We start from the raw sequence: 18,221 nt of genomic DNA on the forward strand, positions 1-18,221 counted from the left end.
GATTAGCCGGCAGCGTCGCTGTAACGGTTGGCGATGGCCATGAACTCCTCCTCCACCGTCAGCATCGCATCGACCACGTCGGGATCGAAGTGCTCCCCGCTGCCCTGCCGTATCATCTCCATTGCGGTTTCGTGGGTAAACGCTGGCTTGTAGACGCGCCTGGAAATCAGCGCGTCGTACACATCGGCCACTGCCATCAGCCGTGCCGACATCGGAATCGCGTCGCCGGCCAGTCCTTGCGGATAGCCGGAGCCGTCGAACTTCTCCTGGTGCGAGTAGGCGATTTCGCGCGCGTAGCGCAGGAAGGCATTGGTGTAGCCCAGCGCGTTCTCGACGTTGGCGATGGCGTCGCGGCCATACACCGTGTGCATCTTCATGACGTCGAATTCGGCGTCGGTCAGGCGGTCGGGCTTCAACAGGATCGCATCCGGTATCGACACCTTGCCGATATCGTGCAGCGGCGCCGCCTTGAACAGCGCCTTGATATTCGCCTCGCTCAGTTCTTCCTCGAAGCGCTTGTGCGATTGCAGCTGGCGCGCCAGCGCGGACACATAATGCTGCACGCGGCGCAGGTGGTTGGCGGTTTCGTATTCGCGCGTCTCGGCCAGCGAGGCCAGCGCCCAGATCATCGCGTCGAGCATCTGGCTCAATTCCAGCGTGACCTCTTCCACCACATGTTCCAGCAAGTTGCGCTGCTGCTTCAGCAGCTCGCGCGAGTGGCGCAGTTGCAGGTGGGTGTCGACGCGCGCGCGCAATACCTCGGCAAGCACCGGCTTGGCCACAACGTCGGCGGCGCCATGTTCAAAGGCACGCTGCTCGTCCAGCGTGCGTTGTAAAAAGATGACGGGAATTTCAGCCGTGTCGGGGCTGGACTTGAGTTGCTGGCAAACGCTATAGCCATCGACGATCGGCAAATCCGCATCCAGCACCACCAGGTGCGGGCGCGGCACATGCTGCATGATGTCCAGCGCGGCGCGGCCACTGTTGGCCAGCCGGACTTCGTACTGCTCCTCCAGCATGCTGTTCATCTGGATCAGGTTGTCCGAAGCATCATCGACGATCAGTACGATGGCTTTTTTGACATTCATGCGCCGCTGCTCCCTGTAGGTTCTTACCATCATCATAACCGAGCGGATTTGCCTGCCAAAACTATTTTCGCCGCCCTAGCTTGCAATTATATAGCACGCTACCTATACTAGGTACATGGAAACGCAAACTCAACCCAACGCTGGCGTCCCGCAACTGGACGCCCAACTCTGCTTCGCCCTGTATTCGACTTCACTGGCGATGAGCAAGCTCTACCGCAAACTATTGCGCGGCCTGGGGCTGACCTACTCCCAATACCTCGTCATGATGGTGCTGTGGGAGAAGAACGAACTGACCGTCTCGGAAGTGGGCGAACGCCTGTTCCTCGACTCCGCCACGCTGACGCCGCTGCTGAAGCGCATGGAAGCGGCCGAGCTGCTGACCCGCACCCGCGCCGCCGCCGACGAACGCCAGGTCATCATCAAGCTGACGCCGCACGGCGACGCGCTGCGCCACGAAGCGGCCAAGCTGCCACCTTCAATCCTGCAAGCGACGCAATGCACGCTGGACCAGGTGGTCGGCATGAAGCAGCAGCTGGACGAACTGCGCGCCAGCCTGATGGCCTCCGCATGACGACGCCGATCTACACGCCGCTGGCCGACGCCGCCAGCGCGCTGCGGGAACAGGGCTACGCGCTGCTGCAACCACAGGACGTGGCGGCGCTGGCCGGACTGCCACTGGACACGCTCGATGCGCTGATTCCAGGCTGGGACCAGCTGGAGCTGGACAACTATCTGAAGGACGGCGGCCGCTATCGCCGTCGCCGCCATTCCTGCTTCGTGCAGCAGGGCCGCGAGCTGGCGCAGACGCCGCACCGCGCGCACTGGCAGCCGCTTGAATACAACGCGCTGCACGGCGGCATGAACCGGCTGTTCGAGCCGGTGCAGCCAGCCACCGTGGCGCAGCCGGCCTGGCCGGCGCTGATCACCGCCGTCGGCCAGCTGTGCAGCGCGGCGCGTCAAAACAACGCGCCATGGTATGTTGAGGCGCACCAGTTCCGCATCGACACCACCGACGGCATCGGCCGGCCGACGCCGGAAGGCGCGCACCGCGACGGCGTTGATTTCGTCGCCGTGATCCTGATCGCGCGCGACGGCATCAAGGGCGGCGAAACACGCGTGTTCGAAGCCGATGGACCGAACGGCAAGCGCTTCACCATGACCGCGCCATGGACCATGTTGTTGCTCGACGACGCGACTGTCATACATGAATCCACGCCGATTCAGCCACTGGCGCGGCATGGCCACCGCGACACGCTGGTGCTGACCTGGCGCGCGGGCGGATTCCAGGGTCAGGAAACTTCCCCTTGAGGGGGTAATCCGATATAGTTTGTGCTGCTAACTATGCACCAGGAGGGTGGTCTGTGGACACCAGCTACGAAATACAGCCCGATGAAATAGAAATCCTGATCGTCGAAGACAGCCCCACCCAGGCCGAACGTCTGCGCCGGCTGATCCAGTCGATGCGCTACAACGCCCGCGTGGCGCCGAACGGCCGCCTGGCGCTGGAAGCGATCCGCGAGCGCAAGCCGCACCTGGTGCTGTCCGACATCGTCATGCCGGAGATGGACGGCTACACGCTGTGCCGCGCCATCAAGGCCGACCCGGAACTGCGCGACATCCCGGTAATCCTGGTGACGTCGCTGATGGATCCGAAGGACATCATCCGCGGCATCGAATGCGGCGCCGATAACTTCATCCGCAAGCCGTACGCGGAAGACTATCTGCTGAACCGCATCGGCCACATGCTGATGAACCAGAAGCTGCGCAAGAACCAGAACATGGAGATCGGCATCGCTCTCTACCTGGGCGAGCAGAAGCACTTCATCAACGCCGACCGCCAGCAGATCCTTGACTTGCTGATCTCCACCTACGAACAGGCGGTGCAGGTCAACAGCGAACTGCAGGCGCGCGAGCGCCAGGTGATCGAGCTGAATATGCGGCTGGCGCACCACGCCGGCGAGCTGGAAACCATCAACCGTGAAATCGCGCTGAAGAACCTGGAGCTGGCGGAAGCCAGCCGCATGAAGTCGGCCTTCATCGCCAATATGTCGCACGAGCTGCGCACGCCGCTGAACGCCATCATCGGCTTCACCGGCGCGCTGCTGATGAAACTTCCCGGACCGCTGACGCCGGAACAGGACAAGCAGCTGAACACCATCCGCACCAGCGCGCGCCACCTGCTCTCGCTGATCAACGACATCCTCGACGTCGCCAAGATCGAAGCCGGCAAGGTCACGCTGGAGCTGGAATCGGTGCAGTGCCAGGATCTGGTCAAGGATGTGGTGGATACGCTGCGCCCTCTCGCAGTGCAAAAGAATCTGACGCTGGAGATGGAACTGGCCAATCCGGCCATCGTGCTGGAAACCGACCGCCGTGCGCTGACGCAGATTCTGCTCAACCTCGGCAACAACGCCATCAAATTTACCGAAACCGGCACCGTGCGCGTGACGCTGGCGGAAAAGCCGGGCGAGAACGGCGGCAAGAACGTCATCGAATTCTCGGTGGCCGACAGCGGTGCCGGCATTCGCGAGGAAGACCAGGCCAAGCTGTTCCAGGCCTTCTCGCAACTGGACTCGACGTCGACCCGCCACGCTGAAGGCGCCGGCCTCGGCCTGTACCTGTGCCAGAACCTGGCCAACCTGATCGGCGGCACGCTGTTCTTCAAGAGCGACTTCGGCCACGGCAGTACCTTCACGCTGGCGCTGACGGCGAAATGACGCTTTTATCATTTCCAAAGATGACTATAATAACAACGTAATTCTACGGTATTGCAGTGCAACATAAAGAGAGGTATAGTTGGAACTGTCTCCTCCAACCGTTCGCTGAACATTGGAATTCAACCCGCCACCTTCGAGGTCGCGGGTTTTTTTTTGCCTGAAATTTTCAACCGCGCTGCAATATTTTCAAACGGCTAACGTCTACACCGCTGAACCACAACCCAGCAATAAGTTAAACAAACGATTTAGTTATATCATTTGTTTAAATTATGTGATGTAATCGCCGCCATGAACGCTAAACCTACCCAACACGATGCCAGCCAGCCAGCCGACGACGGCCGCAAGTCCCGTTCGGACGGCGAGCAGTCACGCGAGCGGCTGCTGCATGCGGCCATGCGCCTGTTCGGCGAACAGGGCTTCTCCAAGACCTCGACGCGTGAGATCGCCCAGGCAGCCGGCGCCAACGTGGCCGCCATCAGCTACTACTTCGGCGACAAGGCCGGCTTGTACCAGGCCTGCTTCAGCGCCATCTGCACGCCGGTGGAAAACAACATCGCCATGTTCGACCAGCCGCACTTCACGCTGCGCGAATCGCTACGCGGTTTCTACCAGCAGATGACGGCGCCGTTGATGGCCGGCGCGGACGCCGAAGTGCTGCTCAAGCTGTTCTACCGCGAGATGCTGGAGCCGACCGGCTTCTGGCAGCAGGAAATCCAGACCAACATCAAGCCGGAACACATGGCGCTGGCGGGTGTGCTGTGCCGCCACCTCGGCTTGCAGGAGCCGGACGAACGCGTACACCTGCTGGCGTATGCGGTGGCCGCGATGTGCGTGCAGATGCTGATCGGGCGCGACGTGGTCAATGCGATCACGCCCAACCTGATGTCCAGCCCGGAGGCGATTGCGGCATGGGTTGAGCAGTTGAGCGGCTTTGCGGAGACGCTGGTCGTGGCAGAAAAAATCAAACTTCAACAAGGGAAAGCATGAGACTCTTTTTACGCGCGATGGCGTTGGCCGTTGCGGCGACGCTGGGCGGCTGCGCTGTGCAGGGGCCGGCAAAGCAGGTGGATGCGCTGGCGCCCCAGCAATGGCAGGCACCGTTGCCGCATAACGGCAGCCAGGCCGATCTCGCCACATGGTGGCGCGGCCAGTCGGATGGCTTGCTGGCGCAACTGATCGAATCGGCGCAGGCAGTCAGCCCGACCGTGGCCTCGGCGGCGTCGCGCATTGCGCAGTCGCGTGCGGAACGCGTGGCGGCCGGTGCGGCGCTGGCGCCGAATGTGGATGCGGCGGCGTCGGTGAACCGCTCCAACCAGCAATCAGCGCTGCCGATGGGGACCACGTCGCAGGCGGCTTTCAACGCTTCGTGGGAGCTCGATATTTTCGGCGCCAACCGCGCGGCGCGCGATGCGGCGCAGGCACGCCTGGAAAGCGCGCACGCCGGCTGGCATGATGCACGTGTGTCGGTGGCGGCGGAAGTGGCCAATCAGTATTACGGCTTGCGCGCCTGTGAGCAGTTGCTGGCCGTGGCGCAGCAGGATGCATCGTCACGCGCCGATACCGCGCGGCTGACGGAGCTGAGCGCCACTGCGGGCTTCCAGTCGCCCGCCAGCCTGGCCCTGGCCCGCGCCAGCGCCGCCGATGGCAACAGCCGCTACATCTCGCAACGCGCGGCGTGCGACATCGACGTCAAAGTGCTGTCCGCGCTGACTGCCATCGCCGAACCGGAATTGCGCCGCCAGCTTGCCGCCGCGTCGCCACAAGGCGTCTATGCTTCGTTCGCACCGCCAGCCATGGCGATCGCAGAACTGCCAGCGCGCACCATCAGCCAGCGGCCGGACGTGTTCACCGCTGAACGCGAAGTCGCTGCGGCCAGCGCCGATGTCGGCAACGCCGAGGCGCAGCGCTATCCGCGCCTTTCGCTGTCTGGCTCCGTCGGCATCGCCAACTTCCGTGCTGGCGGCGAAAACACCAAGACCGATACCTGGACCATCGGCCCGGTATCGCTGTCGGTGCCGGTGTTCGACGCCGGCCGCCGCCGCGCCAACGTGGATTCCGCCAAGGTCCGCTACGACACTGCCGTCATCAGCTACCGAGCCACTGTGCGCCAGGCGGTCAGCGAAACCGAACAGGCGCTGGTGAACCTGGACAGCACGGCCGCGCGCGCCAACGACGCGCAAACCTCGCTGGAAGGCTACCGCGCCAACTACACCGCTGTCGACGAGCGCTACAAGAACGGCATGGCCAGCCTGTTCGAGCTGGAAGACGCGCGCCGCACCCGCCTGGCCGCCGAACAAACCGTCATCAACCTGCAACGCGAACGCAGCGCCGCCTGGGTCGCGCTATACCGCGCCGCCGGCGGCGGCTTCACGCCGCCAACCACAGACGCCACCGCGCCATCGCAGTCCACCGTGCACGCCGCGCCGGCCGCCAACTAAACCATCCGCCCATCATGAACGCAAAACTGAAACCACTCGCCTATATCCTGGCCGCCGCTTTTGCAGTGAGCGCCGCCAGCATCGCCGCCTACTCGCAGGCCGCCGACGAAAAGAAACCTGAAGCGACCGCCAAGGCAGCATTGACCGTCACCATCACCAAGCCAAGCAACGCCAGCCTGCCGATCAAGCTAGCCGCAAATGGCAACGTCGCCGCCTGGCAGGAAGCCAGCGTCTCCAGCGAATCGAACGGTCTGCGGCTGACCGAAGTGCGCGTCAACGTTGGCGATGTGGTCAAGGCCGGCGAAGTGCTGGCCGTGTTCTCCGCCGACACCGTCAACGCCGATCTGGCGCAGGCGCAAGCCGCACTGCACGAAGCCGAAGCCAATGCCGCCGATGCTGCCGCCAACGCCGCCCGCGCCCGCACGCTGCAAAACTCCGGCGCCCTGAGCGTCCAGCAGATCAGCCAGTACAACACCGCCGAACAGACCGCCAACGCCCGCATTGCCTCGGCCAAGGCCGCACTGGCCAGCCAGCAGCTGCGCCTCAAGTACACCAAAGTGGTGGCGCCGGACAGCGGCGTCATCTCCGCACGCAGCGCCACCGTCGGCGCCGTGTCGGGCGCCGGCACGGAACTGTTCCGCATGATTCGCCAGGGCCGCCTGGAATGGCGCGCCGAAGTCGTCGCCGCCGACCTGCGCCACCTCAAGCCCGGCATCAGCGCCGTGGTGAAAGCGGCCAACGGCAGCGAAACCACCGGCAAGGTGCGCATGATCGCACCGACTGTCGATCCGCAAACCCGCTCCGCACTGGTCTACGTCGACCTGCCGCAAAGCGCCAGTACCAAGGACGCGCCGTTCAAAGCCGGCATGTTCGCCAGCGGCCAGTTCCAGCTGGGCGCATCGGACGCCATGACCGTGCCGCAGCAAGCCATCGTCGTGCGCGACGGCTTCAGCTTCGTGTTCCGCCTTAACGGCGACAAGCATGTCAGCCAGCTGAAAGTGCAGCCGGGCCGCCGCCTGGGCGACCGCATCGAAGTGCTGGGCGGCCTGGACGCCAACACGCAGATCGTGGTGCGCGGCGCCGGCTTCCTCAACGACGGCGACCTGGTTAATGTCGTCGCCAAATAAGGACAGTCCATGAATTTCTCCGCCCTCTCTATCAGGAACCCGATCCCGGCGATCATGCTGTTTGTATTGCTGTCGCTGGCGGGCTTCATGGCCTACAAGGCCAATCCGGTGCAGGACTTTCCGGACATCGAACTGCCGATCGTGACCGTCACCGCCACGCTGGACGGCAGCGCGCCGGCGCAGCTGGAAACCGAAGTCTCGCGCAAGATCGAAGACTCGGTCGCTACGCTGCAAGGTGTGAAGAACATCTACACCACCGTGCTCGATGGCGTCTCCACCACCACTGTCGAATTCATCCTGGAGAAGAACATCTCCGACGCGGTGAACGATGTGCGCGACGCCGTGGCCCGCGTCAAGGCCGACATGCCGGCCGAGCTGCGCGACCCAAGCGTCACCAAGGCTTCCACCGCTGGCCGCGTGGTGCTGACCTTCACTGCTGCCGCCTCGCAGGCGCCGGGCGAAAAGCTGGATAGCCAGGAAATCAGCTGGTTCGTCGACAACACCGTTGCCAAGCGCCTGCTGGCGGTGCCCGGCGTCGGCGCGGTCAAGCGTGTCGGCGGCGTGTATCGCGAAATCCGCGTGGAGCTGGACGAAGCGCGCATGGCCGCCTTGCGTGTCTCCGCGCTGGACGTGTCGCGCCAACTGCGCCTGGTGCAAAAGGAAGCGCCGGGCGGACGCGGTGATGTCAGCGGCGCCGAGCAATCGGTGCGCACCATCGCCACCGTGCAGACGGCCGCCGAACTGGCAGCCATGGATCTGCCGCTGCTGGACGGCCGTCACGTGCGCCTCGATCAGGTAGCGACCGTGACCGATACCGTATCCGAACCACGCGCCGTGGCACTACAGGACGGCGTACCGGTGATCGGCTTCGAAATCTTCCGCACCAAGGGCGCCAGCGAAACCGCCGTCGCCAAGGGTGCGCGCGATGCGGTCGCCGAACTGCAAAAAGCCAATCCGCGCGTGGATCTGAAACAGGTAATCGACAACGCCCATCCGGTCGAAGAAAACTTTGAAGGTTCAATGGAGCTGCTGTATGAAGGCGCCATCCTCGCCGTGCTGGTGGTGTGGTGGTTCCTGCGCGACTGGCGCGCCACCCTGGTGGCCGCCGCCGCGCTGCCGCTGTCGGTGCTGCCGGCCTTCCTCGGCATCTACCTGTTCGGCTATACGCTGAACACCGTAACGCTGCTGTCGCTGGCCCTGGTGGTTGGCGTGCTGGTGGATGACGCCATCGTTGAAATCGAAAACATCGAGCGCCACCTAAGAATGGGCAAAACGCCGATGGAAGCGGCGCTGGAAGCGGCCGACGAAATCGGCATGGCGGTCATCGCCACCACTTTCGCGCTGGTGGCCGTGTTCCTGCCGACCGCCTTCATGAGCGGTATCCCCGGCTTGTTCTTCAAGCAGTTCGGCTGGACCGCCGTGATCGCGGTGCTGGCTTCGCTGGTGGTGGCACGCCTGCTGACGCCGATGATGGCCGCCTACCTGCTCAAGCCCGCGATTCACCGCGAAGAGCAGGACGGCTGGCTGATGTCGCGCTACATGCGGGTGATGAAATGGTGCCTGCGCCATCGCCTGGTGACCGCGCTGGCGGCTGGCGCCTTCTTCATCAGCTCCATCATGCTCACCGGCCTGCTGCCGACCGGCTTCGTACCGGCCGCCGACCGCGCGCAAACGCAGATCAACCTCGAACTGCCGCCAGGTTCCACGCTGGCTGAAACCAGCGTCATCGCCGAGCAGGCACGCAAGGCGGCGATGGAAGTCAAGGGCATCACATCGGTGTTCAGTTCCATCGGCGGCGGTTCCAGTGGCGATGCCTTTGCACCCGGCGCCGCAGCCGAAGCGCGCAGCGCCGTGCTGACGCTGACCACTGTGCACCGCACCGACCGCAAGGAATCGATGGCCGACCTGGAATCGGAAATCCGTCACAAGCTGGACGCCATCGCCGGCGCCCGCTTCAAGGTCGGCCCGCCGGACAACGGCGTCAAGATGCAGCTGGTGTTACGCAGCGAAGATCCGGTAGCACTGAAGGAAGCGGCGCAGAAAGCCGAACGCGAACTGCGCACGCTGCAAGGCGTCGGCAACGTACGCTCGACCGCTTCGCTGGTGCGTCCGGAGATCATCGTCAAGCCGGACTTCGCCAAGGCGGCGGACCTGGGCGTCACGGCCTCCGCGATCGGCCAGACGGTACGCGTGGCAACCGCTGGCGACTACGACACCGACCTGACCAAGATGAATCTGCCGGAGCGCCAGGTGCCGATCCGCGTCAAGCTGCCGGACGCCGTCCGCGCTGACCTGGACGCCATCGGCCGCCTCACCGTGCCAGGCAAGAACGGCCCGGTACTGCTGGCCACCGTGGCCGACATCACGATGGAAAGCGGTCCGGCACAGATCAATCGCTTGAACCGTAGCCGCAACGTTACGCTGGAGGTGGAACTGGGCAAGCGCACGCTGGGTGAAGTCAACGCCGAAGCACGCGCGCTGCCCTCGCTGAAAAACCTGCCGCCATCGGTGAAGATTGCGGAACTGGGCGACACGCAGGAGATGGCCGCGCTGTTCGCCAGCTTCGGCATCGCCATGCTGATCGGCGTGCTGTGCATCTACTGCGTGCTGGTGCTGCTATTCAAGGACTTCATGCAGCCAGCGACGATTCTGGCAGCGCTGCCGCTGTCGATTGGCGGCGCGTTTGTAGCGCTGCTGATTACCAACAGCGCGCTGTCGATGCCGTCGATGATCGGCCTGATCATGCTGATGGGGATCGTCACCAAGAACTCAATCCTGCTGGTTGATTATGCTATTCTGGCGCGCCAGGCGGGCATGGGGCGTTTCGAAGCGCTGGTCGATGCCTGCCACAAACGTAGCCGTCCGATCCTGATGACCACCATCGCGATGGGCGCGGGCATGATGCCGCTGGCCCTGGGCTGGGGCGCCGACCCGAGCTTCCGTTCACCGATGGCGATCACCGTGATTGGCGGCCTGATTACCTCAACGCTATTGAGCTTGTTGGTGGTGCCGGCGGTGTTCACCTATGTCGACGACTTTGAACACTGGCTGAAGCGCATGATGCGCAAGCTGCGCCGCCAACCGGTGGAACAAGGAGACACGCATGCACTACGAGATAAAAGAACTGCCTGAAGTCCGTGTGGCCTACCTGCGTTACAAAGGCCCGTTCGGGCCTGCGCTGGGCGAGTTCTGGAAGGAAGTGTTCACGCCATGGCAGCAGGCTTTTGGCCTGACCGGCAAGGTGACCTATGGCGTGGCGCAGGATGATCCGGCCAGCACGCCGCCATCGGAATGCCGCTACGATGCCTGCGTCGAGATCGCGCCGGACTACGTGCTCAAGCCGCCGGCAAAGGAAACCCACCTGCCGGCGGGCCGCTATGCAGTGGCGCCATTCAAAGGGACTGCCGGCGATGTGCCCAAGGCTTGGGGTGCGTTCTTTGGCCAGTTGTCGGCCGAAGGCAAGGTCGACGAAGGCTTGTGCTTCGAGCGCTACCCTGCCGACTATGCGATGGATCCCGCTACCGGGATCTTCACCGCAGAGCTCTGCATTCCGGTCAAGGCCTAGTCCAGCCACCACCCATGACGCGATACAGGTCGACCGAGGCGACCAGGATGCGCGTCTTCAATTGCAGGCGCCCGACGTCCGCGCTGTACAGTGTGCGTTGGGCGTCCAGTTCTTCCAGATACGAGGCGTAACCATTGCGATAGCGGTTGTGCGCGATGCGCAGCGTTTCGGCTGCGGTGGCGCGGCGCGCGTCGTTCTGGATCGCCTGCTCTCTCAGCCGCACGATGGCGCCAAGGCCATTCTCGGTTTCCGAAAACGCGCTGCGTACAGCGCTCTCGTAAGCGAAGATGGTCTGGTCGCGCTGCGCCGCCAGCGCGTCGGTCTGGCTTTGCACGCGGCCTCCTTCAAATACTGGTGCGGCAACGATGCCGCTCAGGCGCCACAACGCTGTCGGGGCGTTGACGAAGTCGTGCCATTTCAGGTTTTGTATGCCACCGGTTGCCGTCAGCTTGAACGAAGGCAGCAACTGGTCGCGCGTGGCTTGCAGGTTGGCGTTGATGGCGACCAGGTTGTATTCGGCGCGGGCGATGTCGGGACGACGGCGCAGCAGTTCGGAGGGCAGGCCTTCCGGCACTGCCGGCGCTTGCAGGTCCGCGAGTTCGGTGCCGCGCGCGATCGGGCCAGGATTGCCACCGGTGAGGATCGATAGCGCGTTTTCCTGTTCGAATATCTGGCGTTTCAGTTGCGGCACCTGTTCGGCGGTTGTCTGGTATTCAGCTTGCGCCTGCAGCCATTCGAGGCGGGAGCTGTAGCCCACTTCGAACTGCCGCTGCGCCAGCCGGGCGGATTCTTCACGCAGCTTGAGCGTGGCTTCGGTCAGCGCCAGTTGGGCGTCGAGGCCGCGCAGGTTGAGATAGCCCGAGGCGACTGTGGCGGCGATGGACAGTGCAGCAGCATCGGCGTTGGCTTGTTCCGCCTGGTAGCTGGCGGTGGCGGCGTCGGTCAGCGCGGCCAGGCGGCCCCACACGTCGATCTCGTAGCTGGCCTGGAATTCGGCCTGGTAGATGTTGGTCACGTACGGGGCGCCGGTGTAGGCCAGCTGGCGCGCGCGCGAGGGTGCGCTGTCGACGCTGACCGTGGGTTTCTGGCCCGCTTCGGCCACGCCGATCTGCGCGCGGTACTGGGCAACGCGGGCGCGGGCGACGCGCAGGTCGCCGTTGTTTTGCAATGCTTTGTTGACCAGCGCGGTCAGCGCGGGATCGCCGAAGCTTTGCCACCACTGCTGCGCCACCGGGCCGCTGCCCTGCCCTTCAACGGCAGTGCGCCAGGCAGTCGGCACCTGAACAGTCGATGCCGGTGGCGGTGCGACGGTCGCAGCGCAGCCGGCCAGCAGCAGAGCCGCCGCCACAGCGCCAGCCGTCGCGCGTCCAGATACGACGCCGCTGCTCATGGCTTGGCCCCGATGGCGACCGGTGCGGAAGCCGGCGCAGCGGCGCGAGCGGCCGGTGCGGCAACAGGCACCGGTGGCGCGATGGTGCGAGCGGCCGATGCGGCAGTGGGTGACGTTGGCGCGACGGCGGTTGCTCCGGCGGTCGGGGCGTTGGTGTGGCTGGTTTCGCGCACCTTCACCGAGGTATCGATGCTGACGATGACTGACATGCCCGGCGCCAGGCGACGCGCGTTGGCCTGGCCCTGGTCGATGCGGATGCGCACCGGAATACGCTGCGCGATCTTGACGAAATTGCCAGTCGCATTATCCGCCGGCAGCACACTGAACTCCGAGCCGGTGGCAGGCGAAATCTGCTCCACCACGCCAGTCAGCTTGGCGCCGTCCAGTGCATCGACCTTGAAGGTCGCCGGCTGTCCCACCTGCACATGGTTCATCTGCGTCTCTTTCAGATTGGCGATCACCCACAACTGCTTCGGCACCAATCCCATCAACTGCGCGCCAGTGTTCACATAGGCGCCCTTGCGCACCGTTACCTGCCCCAGCTGACCATCCTCCGGCGCCGTGATGCGCGTGTTATCCAGATCCACCCTGGCCGCCTTCAGCGCCGCTTCCGCATTCGCCACCGCCGCCTCCAGCGACAGCTTGTTGACGGTCACCGTGCGTACCTGCTGTTTCGAAATCTCCAGGTTTGCGCGCGCCTGCTCGACCGCCGCCACCGTCTGCGTGCGCGCCGCCCTGGTTGCATCCTGCTCGCGCTGCGACAATGAGCCATCCGCCGCCAGCGCGTCCACGCGCTTCAGGTCCGCCAGCGACTTGGCCGCCTGCGCCTGCGCATTGGCCAGCGTAGCTTCGTTCAGCAGCACGCCCGCCTGCGCCGACCGATGGGACTGCGCCCAGTTCTCCAGCGCCGCCTTCTGCGCCGCCACTTGCGCCTGCGCCTGTTCATAACGCTGCTGATAAATACGGTCATCGATCAGCGCCAGCAACTCGCCCTGTTTCACGTACTGGAAGTCCTGCACCCTCACCTCCACCACATAGCCAGGCAATTGCGTGCCGATCAGCGTCACCTGTCCACGCACCAGCGCATTCTCGGTGGAGACGATGGCGCTGCTGAACGGCGGCAGCCGCCACGCGTACAGCACAATCAGCACGCCGATCAGCGCCACCAGTGCGAAGATAATCGACGAAATGATCTGTGCCCGCCGGTCCGGCACCGGCGCTGCGGGCGCCGATGCGGCGACTGCGGCCGCCGCTGCCGCAGCGGCGACTGCCGCGACACGGCTGTCTGAAGAGGATGCGTTGTCTGGCGTATTGTTATCCATGTTTTAGCGAGATCCAGAATTATTAAGAGAGACATTGGCGATACCCGTCTGCGCATTCGGCCCGGCTTTACCCTGACACACCACACACTCGGTCCACAGCCAGCGTGCCAGCAGCCACGCCATCGTCACCAGCGCCAGCACGGTGATGGCGAAGAACAGATCGTTATACGCAAGGATATTGGCCTCACGCGTGGCCGCGCCGCTGAGCGACGCCAGGCCGCCGGACTGGATGCGCGCCGCCACCTGCGGATCGAGCAGCGTCAGATGCTCGACCAGAATGCTGGAGTGGTACTTCTCGCGCCACACCTGGAAGGTGCCGGTCAGCGCGGTGCCCAGCAAACTGCCCAGCGTCTGCGTGATGCTGAACATCACCGAGAAGCTGATCAGGTTATTCGGCGCGGCGATCACCGCACCAAATCCGGAAATGAAGGTCGGGCCGACAAACATCGCACCGCCAAACGCCAGCAGGAACTGGCTCAGATACAGCTCATGCGGCCGCGTCAGATTGCTGGCATGCGAATCCATGAAGGCGCCGATGGCCATCACCGCCAGCGAAAACAGTAGCTGCGCCGTGCCGCGCGCCGGCGTGATCGTCAGCGCGCTGATCACCATACCAGCCACTGCGCCGAACATCACGATCCACCACAACAGCATCATCTGATCATTGTTCAAGCCCAGCGCCTGCATGAAACCCACCGTGCCGCTGGCCTCCGACTGCACCACGCGGATCAGCAGCACCGACAGCGCCAGCCGCGCCATATTGGCGTTCGATAGCCAGCGCGTATTGATCAGCGGCCGCGCGCGGTTATGCTCCACCGCCAACGCGGCGGCGATCAGCACGATCGAACCGGCCAGCGCATAGCCGACCCACGGCGCTTCCAGCCACCATACGGTGCGGCCCAGCGCCAGCACCGCCGACAGCAGCGCCACGCCCGGTGCGAACAGCCCGAAAGTGAGGAAGTCCATTTTCTCGAACACCTTGATGCGGTCGCCCGGCGGCAGCTTAAGCCACAGCACGCAGGCCAGCGACACCAGCGCCAGGCCGAGTTCAAAGAAGTACAGGCCGCGCCACTCGCCGATCTCCATCAGGTCCGACGAGAACAGCCGCGCCATCGGAATCGCCAGTTGCGAAAAGCCGATGCCCAGCACCGCGCCTTTCAGCCGGTGCTGCGCAGGGAATGCCTGCAGCGTGTAGTACAGGCCCAGTGTGGTCAGCGCCGCGCCGCTCATGCCGTGTGCCGCCCGCACCGCGATGGCTGAACCCAGGCCGTGTACGAACAAGTGCGCCACCGTGACCAGCGCATACAGCACTAGGAACAACTCGGTGAACAGCCGCAGCCCGTACTGCTGGCGGAACTTCACCAGCAACAGGTTCATCGTCACATTGGTCATCACATAGGCGGCCGGCAGCCACTGGATCTCGGTCAGGTAGACACCCAGCGATCCCTGTGCGTACAGCAGGTTGACCGACACCAGCGCATTCCCCAGGCCACCGGTGATGGCGACGATGAAGCCGACCACCAGGAACGCGATCCGTTTCGGAAAAGAGTGATGCGGATTGGACGGCGATCCAGGCAAGGTGGGACGCTCGTGCGGTTGCCAGGCTTGAGGGGCGTAAACGTCCATGCGTCAAAGGTCCTAAAATGCATTATGGCGAGCATATCACTATGCTCGCCATCGTTGCATACTTCGATGGTGATAGGAGCTCTTACACCGGCAAGGCGTCGTTTTCCCGCTGGAAGTTGCGATGGTCGCCCAGCGCCTGCTTGAACGTGGCCAGCGTACCAGCCAGCGCGCTGGCCTCCACCGTCCACAGCGCCAGGTCAGGCGAGCCGTCCGGCCGGGTCGCAGGAATGCCCACCGCCAGCAGCAGCTCCTTGCCGGCGCCTACCGCCAGTATCGGTTTGCAATGGCGGTATTGATGACGCACGAACTCGCGCGCATCGGCATCCTCCACCAGCATCTTGACGCTGGCTGCGCCATCGGCAATCACCACTGCGTCGTACAGCACGCCCGGTCCGGCGTCGATGGAGATCTCGACATCCAGGCGGCTGCGGTCGGCGGCCACCAGTTGCCCCAGTTGCGGCGCCACCACACGCGGCGCGGCGCCGGCGGCCAGCAGGTCGGCATAGATGGCTTTCAGGCTGTCCGCCTCGACACCATGGCCGGCCAGGATGGCGACCTTGCGCGTCTTCGGCCCGATGGCGCCGGGACGCGACAGCAGCGACAGCGCCGACGAAGGCTGGTAATGCGGCGCCGGCACATCCAGCGCCAGCGGCATCGGAGCCGGCACTTCCACGCCCAGGCCCTGCGCCACGCCTTCGACCAGGATAGGATCGACATTCGCCAGCATCGACAGCAGCCGTTCGCGTACCGCCGGCGTCTGCACCCGCGTCAGCTCGAAGCGGAAAGCGTTGACGATGTGCGCCTGCTCGGCCGGGCTCTGGCTGATCCAGAACAGGCGCGCCTGCGCGTAGTGTTCGGCAAACAGCTCCGGCTTGCCGCGCACCTTGTCTTCCGGTGGCTGCGCTTGCTGGCGGAAGGCGGTGGTGAAGCCGGCCATGCCAGCCTGGAACGGGCAGCCGCCACCCAGCGAATTCGGCTCATACGATACGCGGCCGCGATGCACGGCCTGGCGATGCATGCCGTCGCGCTGGTTGTTGTGCACCGGCGCCAGCGGCGCGTTGACCGGGATCTCGTGGAAGTTCGGCCCGCCGAGACGGCTGATCTGCGTATCCAGGTAGGAGTGGATACGGCCTTGCAGCAGCGGGTCGTTGGTGAAGTCGATGCCCGGCACAATGTGCGCGGTGCAGAACGCCACCTGCTCGGTCTCGGCGAAGAAGTTGTCCGGGTTGCGGTTCAGCGTCATCTTGCCGACGATGCGCAGCGGGATCAGTTCTTCCGGCACGATCTTGGTCGGATCAAGCACGTCGAACGGGAATTCGTCGGCCTGTTCTTCGGTGAAGATCTGCAGGCCCAGTTCCCACTCGGGATAGGCGCCGGCTTCAATCGCTTCCCACAAATCGCGGCGATGGAAGTCCGGATCGGCGCCGACAATCTTGGCTGCTTCATCCCACACCAGCGAGTGCGTGCCACCGACGGGGTTCCAATGGAATTTGACGAACACCGACTCGCCCTGCGCATTCACCAGGCGGAAGGTATGCACGCCGAAGCCCTGCATGGTGCGGTAGCTGCGCGGGATGGCGCGGTCGGACATCTGCCACATCAGCATGTGGGTCGATTCCGGCATCAGCGAGACGAAGTCCCAGAAGGTGTCGTGCGCGCTGGATGCCTGTGGCATGGCGTGATGCGGCTCCGGCTTCACGGCGTGCACCAGGTCCGGGAACTTCATCGCATCCTGGATGAAGAATACCGGCATATTGTTGCCGACCAGGTCCCAGTTGCCTTCGTCGGTGTAGAACTTGACGGCGAAGCCGCGCACATCGCGCACGGTATCGGCCGAGCCGCGCTCGCCGGCGACGGTGGAGAAGCGCACAAACACCGGCGTGCGCTTGCCGGCGGCGGCAAACGGCGCGGCGCGGGTGATCGCGCTCAGGTCTTCATAAGCTTCGAAATAGCCGTGTGCGGCCGAACCACGCGCGTGCACCACGCGTTCAGGAATGCGCTCATGGTCGAAGTGCGTGAGCTTTTCGCGCAGGATGAAGTCTTCCATCGCGGTCGGCCCGCGCAGGCCGACTTTCAACGAATTCTGGTTGTCCGCAACAGGCACGCCCTGGTTGGTGGTCAGGCGCTGATCGCTGCCGTCGGCGCGCACGCGGTCCAGATGGCCGGCCGGGCACACGCCCAGCGGCGGTACGCCGCTGCCGACTTTCGGCGAGGCGTTGGTTTCAGCAGCAGTGCTGGCGCTGGCGACGGGATGCGGCAGCGGGCAGGTCTTGCCTGGCTGCGGCGTGCGTGCGGCGTCGCCATGCTCGCCTTCCTTGTTGGCGTTGAATGGCATGCCGGCTGCGGTTTGCTGGCCGCCGGCGACTTTGTCGATCAGGGTTTGCTCATGCGGGCTGGCGCCGCCCAGGGTGTCCGGGGTGGAGGCCGTCGATGGTCCGGAGACGGTGCTGAGTACAGAACCGGCCCCCATGACGGAGGCCGGCGATTGCTTGCTGTTTGCCATGGATATCCTCTAAAGAGACGAACGGAGCCCGGTACGGGACACTGCCGGTCGTCCCGGCTGCGATACCGGCCGGGCGAAACAGATTTATTTGCTGCTGCGCGAGCCCAGCAGCTTGGAGATACCGTAGCCTGCGGCAGCCGCCACCAGCACCGAGATCAGCGGATTGGCGCTGACGTGGCTGCGGCTCGATTCGGTGAGGTTTTTGTAGGTTTCCACCGCTTGCTTGCCGCGCGCGGCCAAGCGCTCGGAGGTGCTTTCTGCGGTGTCGGCTACTTTGTCGACGCCGGTGTGGGCTTGGGCTGCCAGGCGCTCGGTCGCTGGCGGAATTTTTTCAGCGACTTTGTCGATCGTGGCGTGCGCGTCAGCGCGCAGGTCCTTGCCGATTTGGGTGACGCCGTCGCGGGTGTTGTTGATTTTGCTGTCGATGCTGTTTTCCATGATGCGA

At 64.3% G+C, this 18,221-nt stretch carries 14 protein-coding genes; 8 read left to right on the top strand and 6 right to left on the bottom strand.

Going from position 1 to position 18,221, the window contains the following annotated elements; all coding sequences use genetic code 11:
• Nucleotides 1–2 precede the first annotated feature (2 nt).
• Nucleotides 3–1,088, bottom strand: coding sequence for an HD-GYP domain-containing protein (locus BLS51_RS08935; RefSeq protein WP_090181461.1), 1,086 nt, complete (start codon nt 1,086–1,088; stop codon nt 3–5).
• 115 nt (nt 1,089–1,203) lie between these two features.
• Between BLS51_RS08935 and BLS51_RS08940 the strand changes: the two genes are divergently transcribed.
• The 8 genes from BLS51_RS08940 to BLS51_RS08975 all read left to right on the top strand — a co-directional run bounded on the left by BLS51_RS08940 (nt 1,204) and on the right by BLS51_RS08975 (nt 10,935).
• Entirely contained in the window at nt 1,204–1,659 is a 456-nt protein-coding gene (locus tag BLS51_RS08940) for a MarR family winged helix-turn-helix transcriptional regulator (RefSeq protein WP_090181459.1), read from the top strand.
• Nucleotides 1,656–2,396, top strand: coding sequence for a 2OG-Fe dioxygenase family protein (locus BLS51_RS08945; RefSeq protein ID WP_090181457.1), 741 nt, complete (start codon nt 1,656–1,658; stop codon nt 2,394–2,396). Before BLS51_RS08940 ends, BLS51_RS08945 begins: the two co-directional genes overlap by 4 nt.
• Before the next feature lie 53 nt (nt 2,397–2,449).
• The gene (locus tag BLS51_RS08950) at nt 2,450–3,805 is read left to right on the top strand and encodes a hybrid sensor histidine kinase/response regulator (RefSeq protein ID WP_090181455.1); all 1,356 of its coding nucleotides are present in this window, start codon (nt 2,450–2,452) and stop codon (nt 3,803–3,805) included.
• 288 nt (nt 3,806–4,093) lie between these two features.
• A complete protein-coding gene (locus tag BLS51_RS08955; protein WP_090181453.1) occupies nt 4,094–4,792 on the top strand; it encodes a CerR family C-terminal domain-containing protein in 699 nt (232 codons plus the stop codon).
• The gene (locus BLS51_RS08960; RefSeq protein ID WP_229207493.1) at nt 4,789–6,243 is read left to right on the top strand and encodes an efflux transporter outer membrane subunit; all 1,455 of its coding nucleotides are present in this window, start codon (nt 4,789–4,791) and stop codon (nt 6,241–6,243) included. The genes BLS51_RS08955 and BLS51_RS08960 overlap by 4 nt, the downstream gene beginning before the upstream one ends.
• A 14-nt stretch (nt 6,244–6,257) precedes the next feature.
• Nucleotides 6,258–7,370, top strand: a complete 1,113-nt coding sequence (locus tag BLS51_RS08965; RefSeq protein WP_090181449.1) for an efflux RND transporter periplasmic adaptor subunit — start codon at nt 6,258–6,260, stop codon at nt 7,368–7,370.
• A 9-nt stretch (nt 7,371–7,379) separates the two neighbouring features.
• Nucleotides 7,380–10,502, top strand: a complete 3,123-nt coding sequence (locus BLS51_RS08970) for an efflux RND transporter permease subunit (RefSeq protein ID WP_090181448.1) — start codon at nt 7,380–7,382, stop codon at nt 10,500–10,502.
• Nucleotides 10,474–10,935, top strand: a complete 462-nt coding sequence (locus tag BLS51_RS08975) for an AraC family transcriptional regulator (protein ID WP_090181446.1) — start codon at nt 10,474–10,476, stop codon at nt 10,933–10,935. The genes BLS51_RS08970 and BLS51_RS08975 overlap by 29 nt, the downstream gene beginning before the upstream one ends.
• Here the strand turns inward: BLS51_RS08975 and BLS51_RS08980 are convergent.
• The 5 genes from BLS51_RS08980 to BLS51_RS09000 form a co-directional block, all read right to left on the bottom strand.
• Nucleotides 10,925–12,325: an efflux transporter outer membrane subunit gene (locus BLS51_RS08980; RefSeq protein WP_090181444.1), complete on the bottom strand. Its 1,401-nt coding sequence runs from the start codon at nt 12,323–12,325 to the stop codon at nt 10,925–10,927. The genes BLS51_RS08975 and BLS51_RS08980 overlap by 11 nt on opposite strands.
• Entirely contained in the window at nt 12,322–13,647 is a 1,326-nt protein-coding gene (locus BLS51_RS08985; protein ID WP_090181442.1) for an HlyD family secretion protein, read from the bottom strand. Before BLS51_RS08985 ends, BLS51_RS08980 begins: the two co-directional genes overlap by 4 nt.
• Nucleotides 13,648–13,650: 3 nt before the next feature.
• Entirely contained in the window at nt 13,651–15,273 is a 1,623-nt protein-coding gene (locus BLS51_RS08990; RefSeq protein ID WP_090181440.1) for an MFS transporter, read from the bottom strand.
• Nucleotides 15,274–15,355: 82 nt separating this feature from the next.
• Nucleotides 15,356–17,776 (bottom strand): catalase, encoded by a 2,421-nt coding sequence (locus tag BLS51_RS08995; RefSeq protein ID WP_090181436.1) that lies wholly within the window; start codon nt 17,774–17,776, stop codon nt 15,356–15,358.
• A gap of 84 nt (nt 17,777–17,860) precedes the next feature.
• Nucleotides 17,861–18,214 (bottom strand): hypothetical protein, encoded by a 354-nt coding sequence (locus BLS51_RS09000; protein ID WP_090181434.1) that lies wholly within the window; start codon nt 18,212–18,214, stop codon nt 17,861–17,863.
• Nucleotides 18,215–18,221 lie beyond the last annotated feature (7 nt).

The sequence above is a fragment of the Duganella sp. OV510 genome (assembly GCF_900100205.1).
GTDB lineage: Bacteria > Pseudomonadota > Gammaproteobacteria > Burkholderiales > Burkholderiaceae_D > Rugamonas.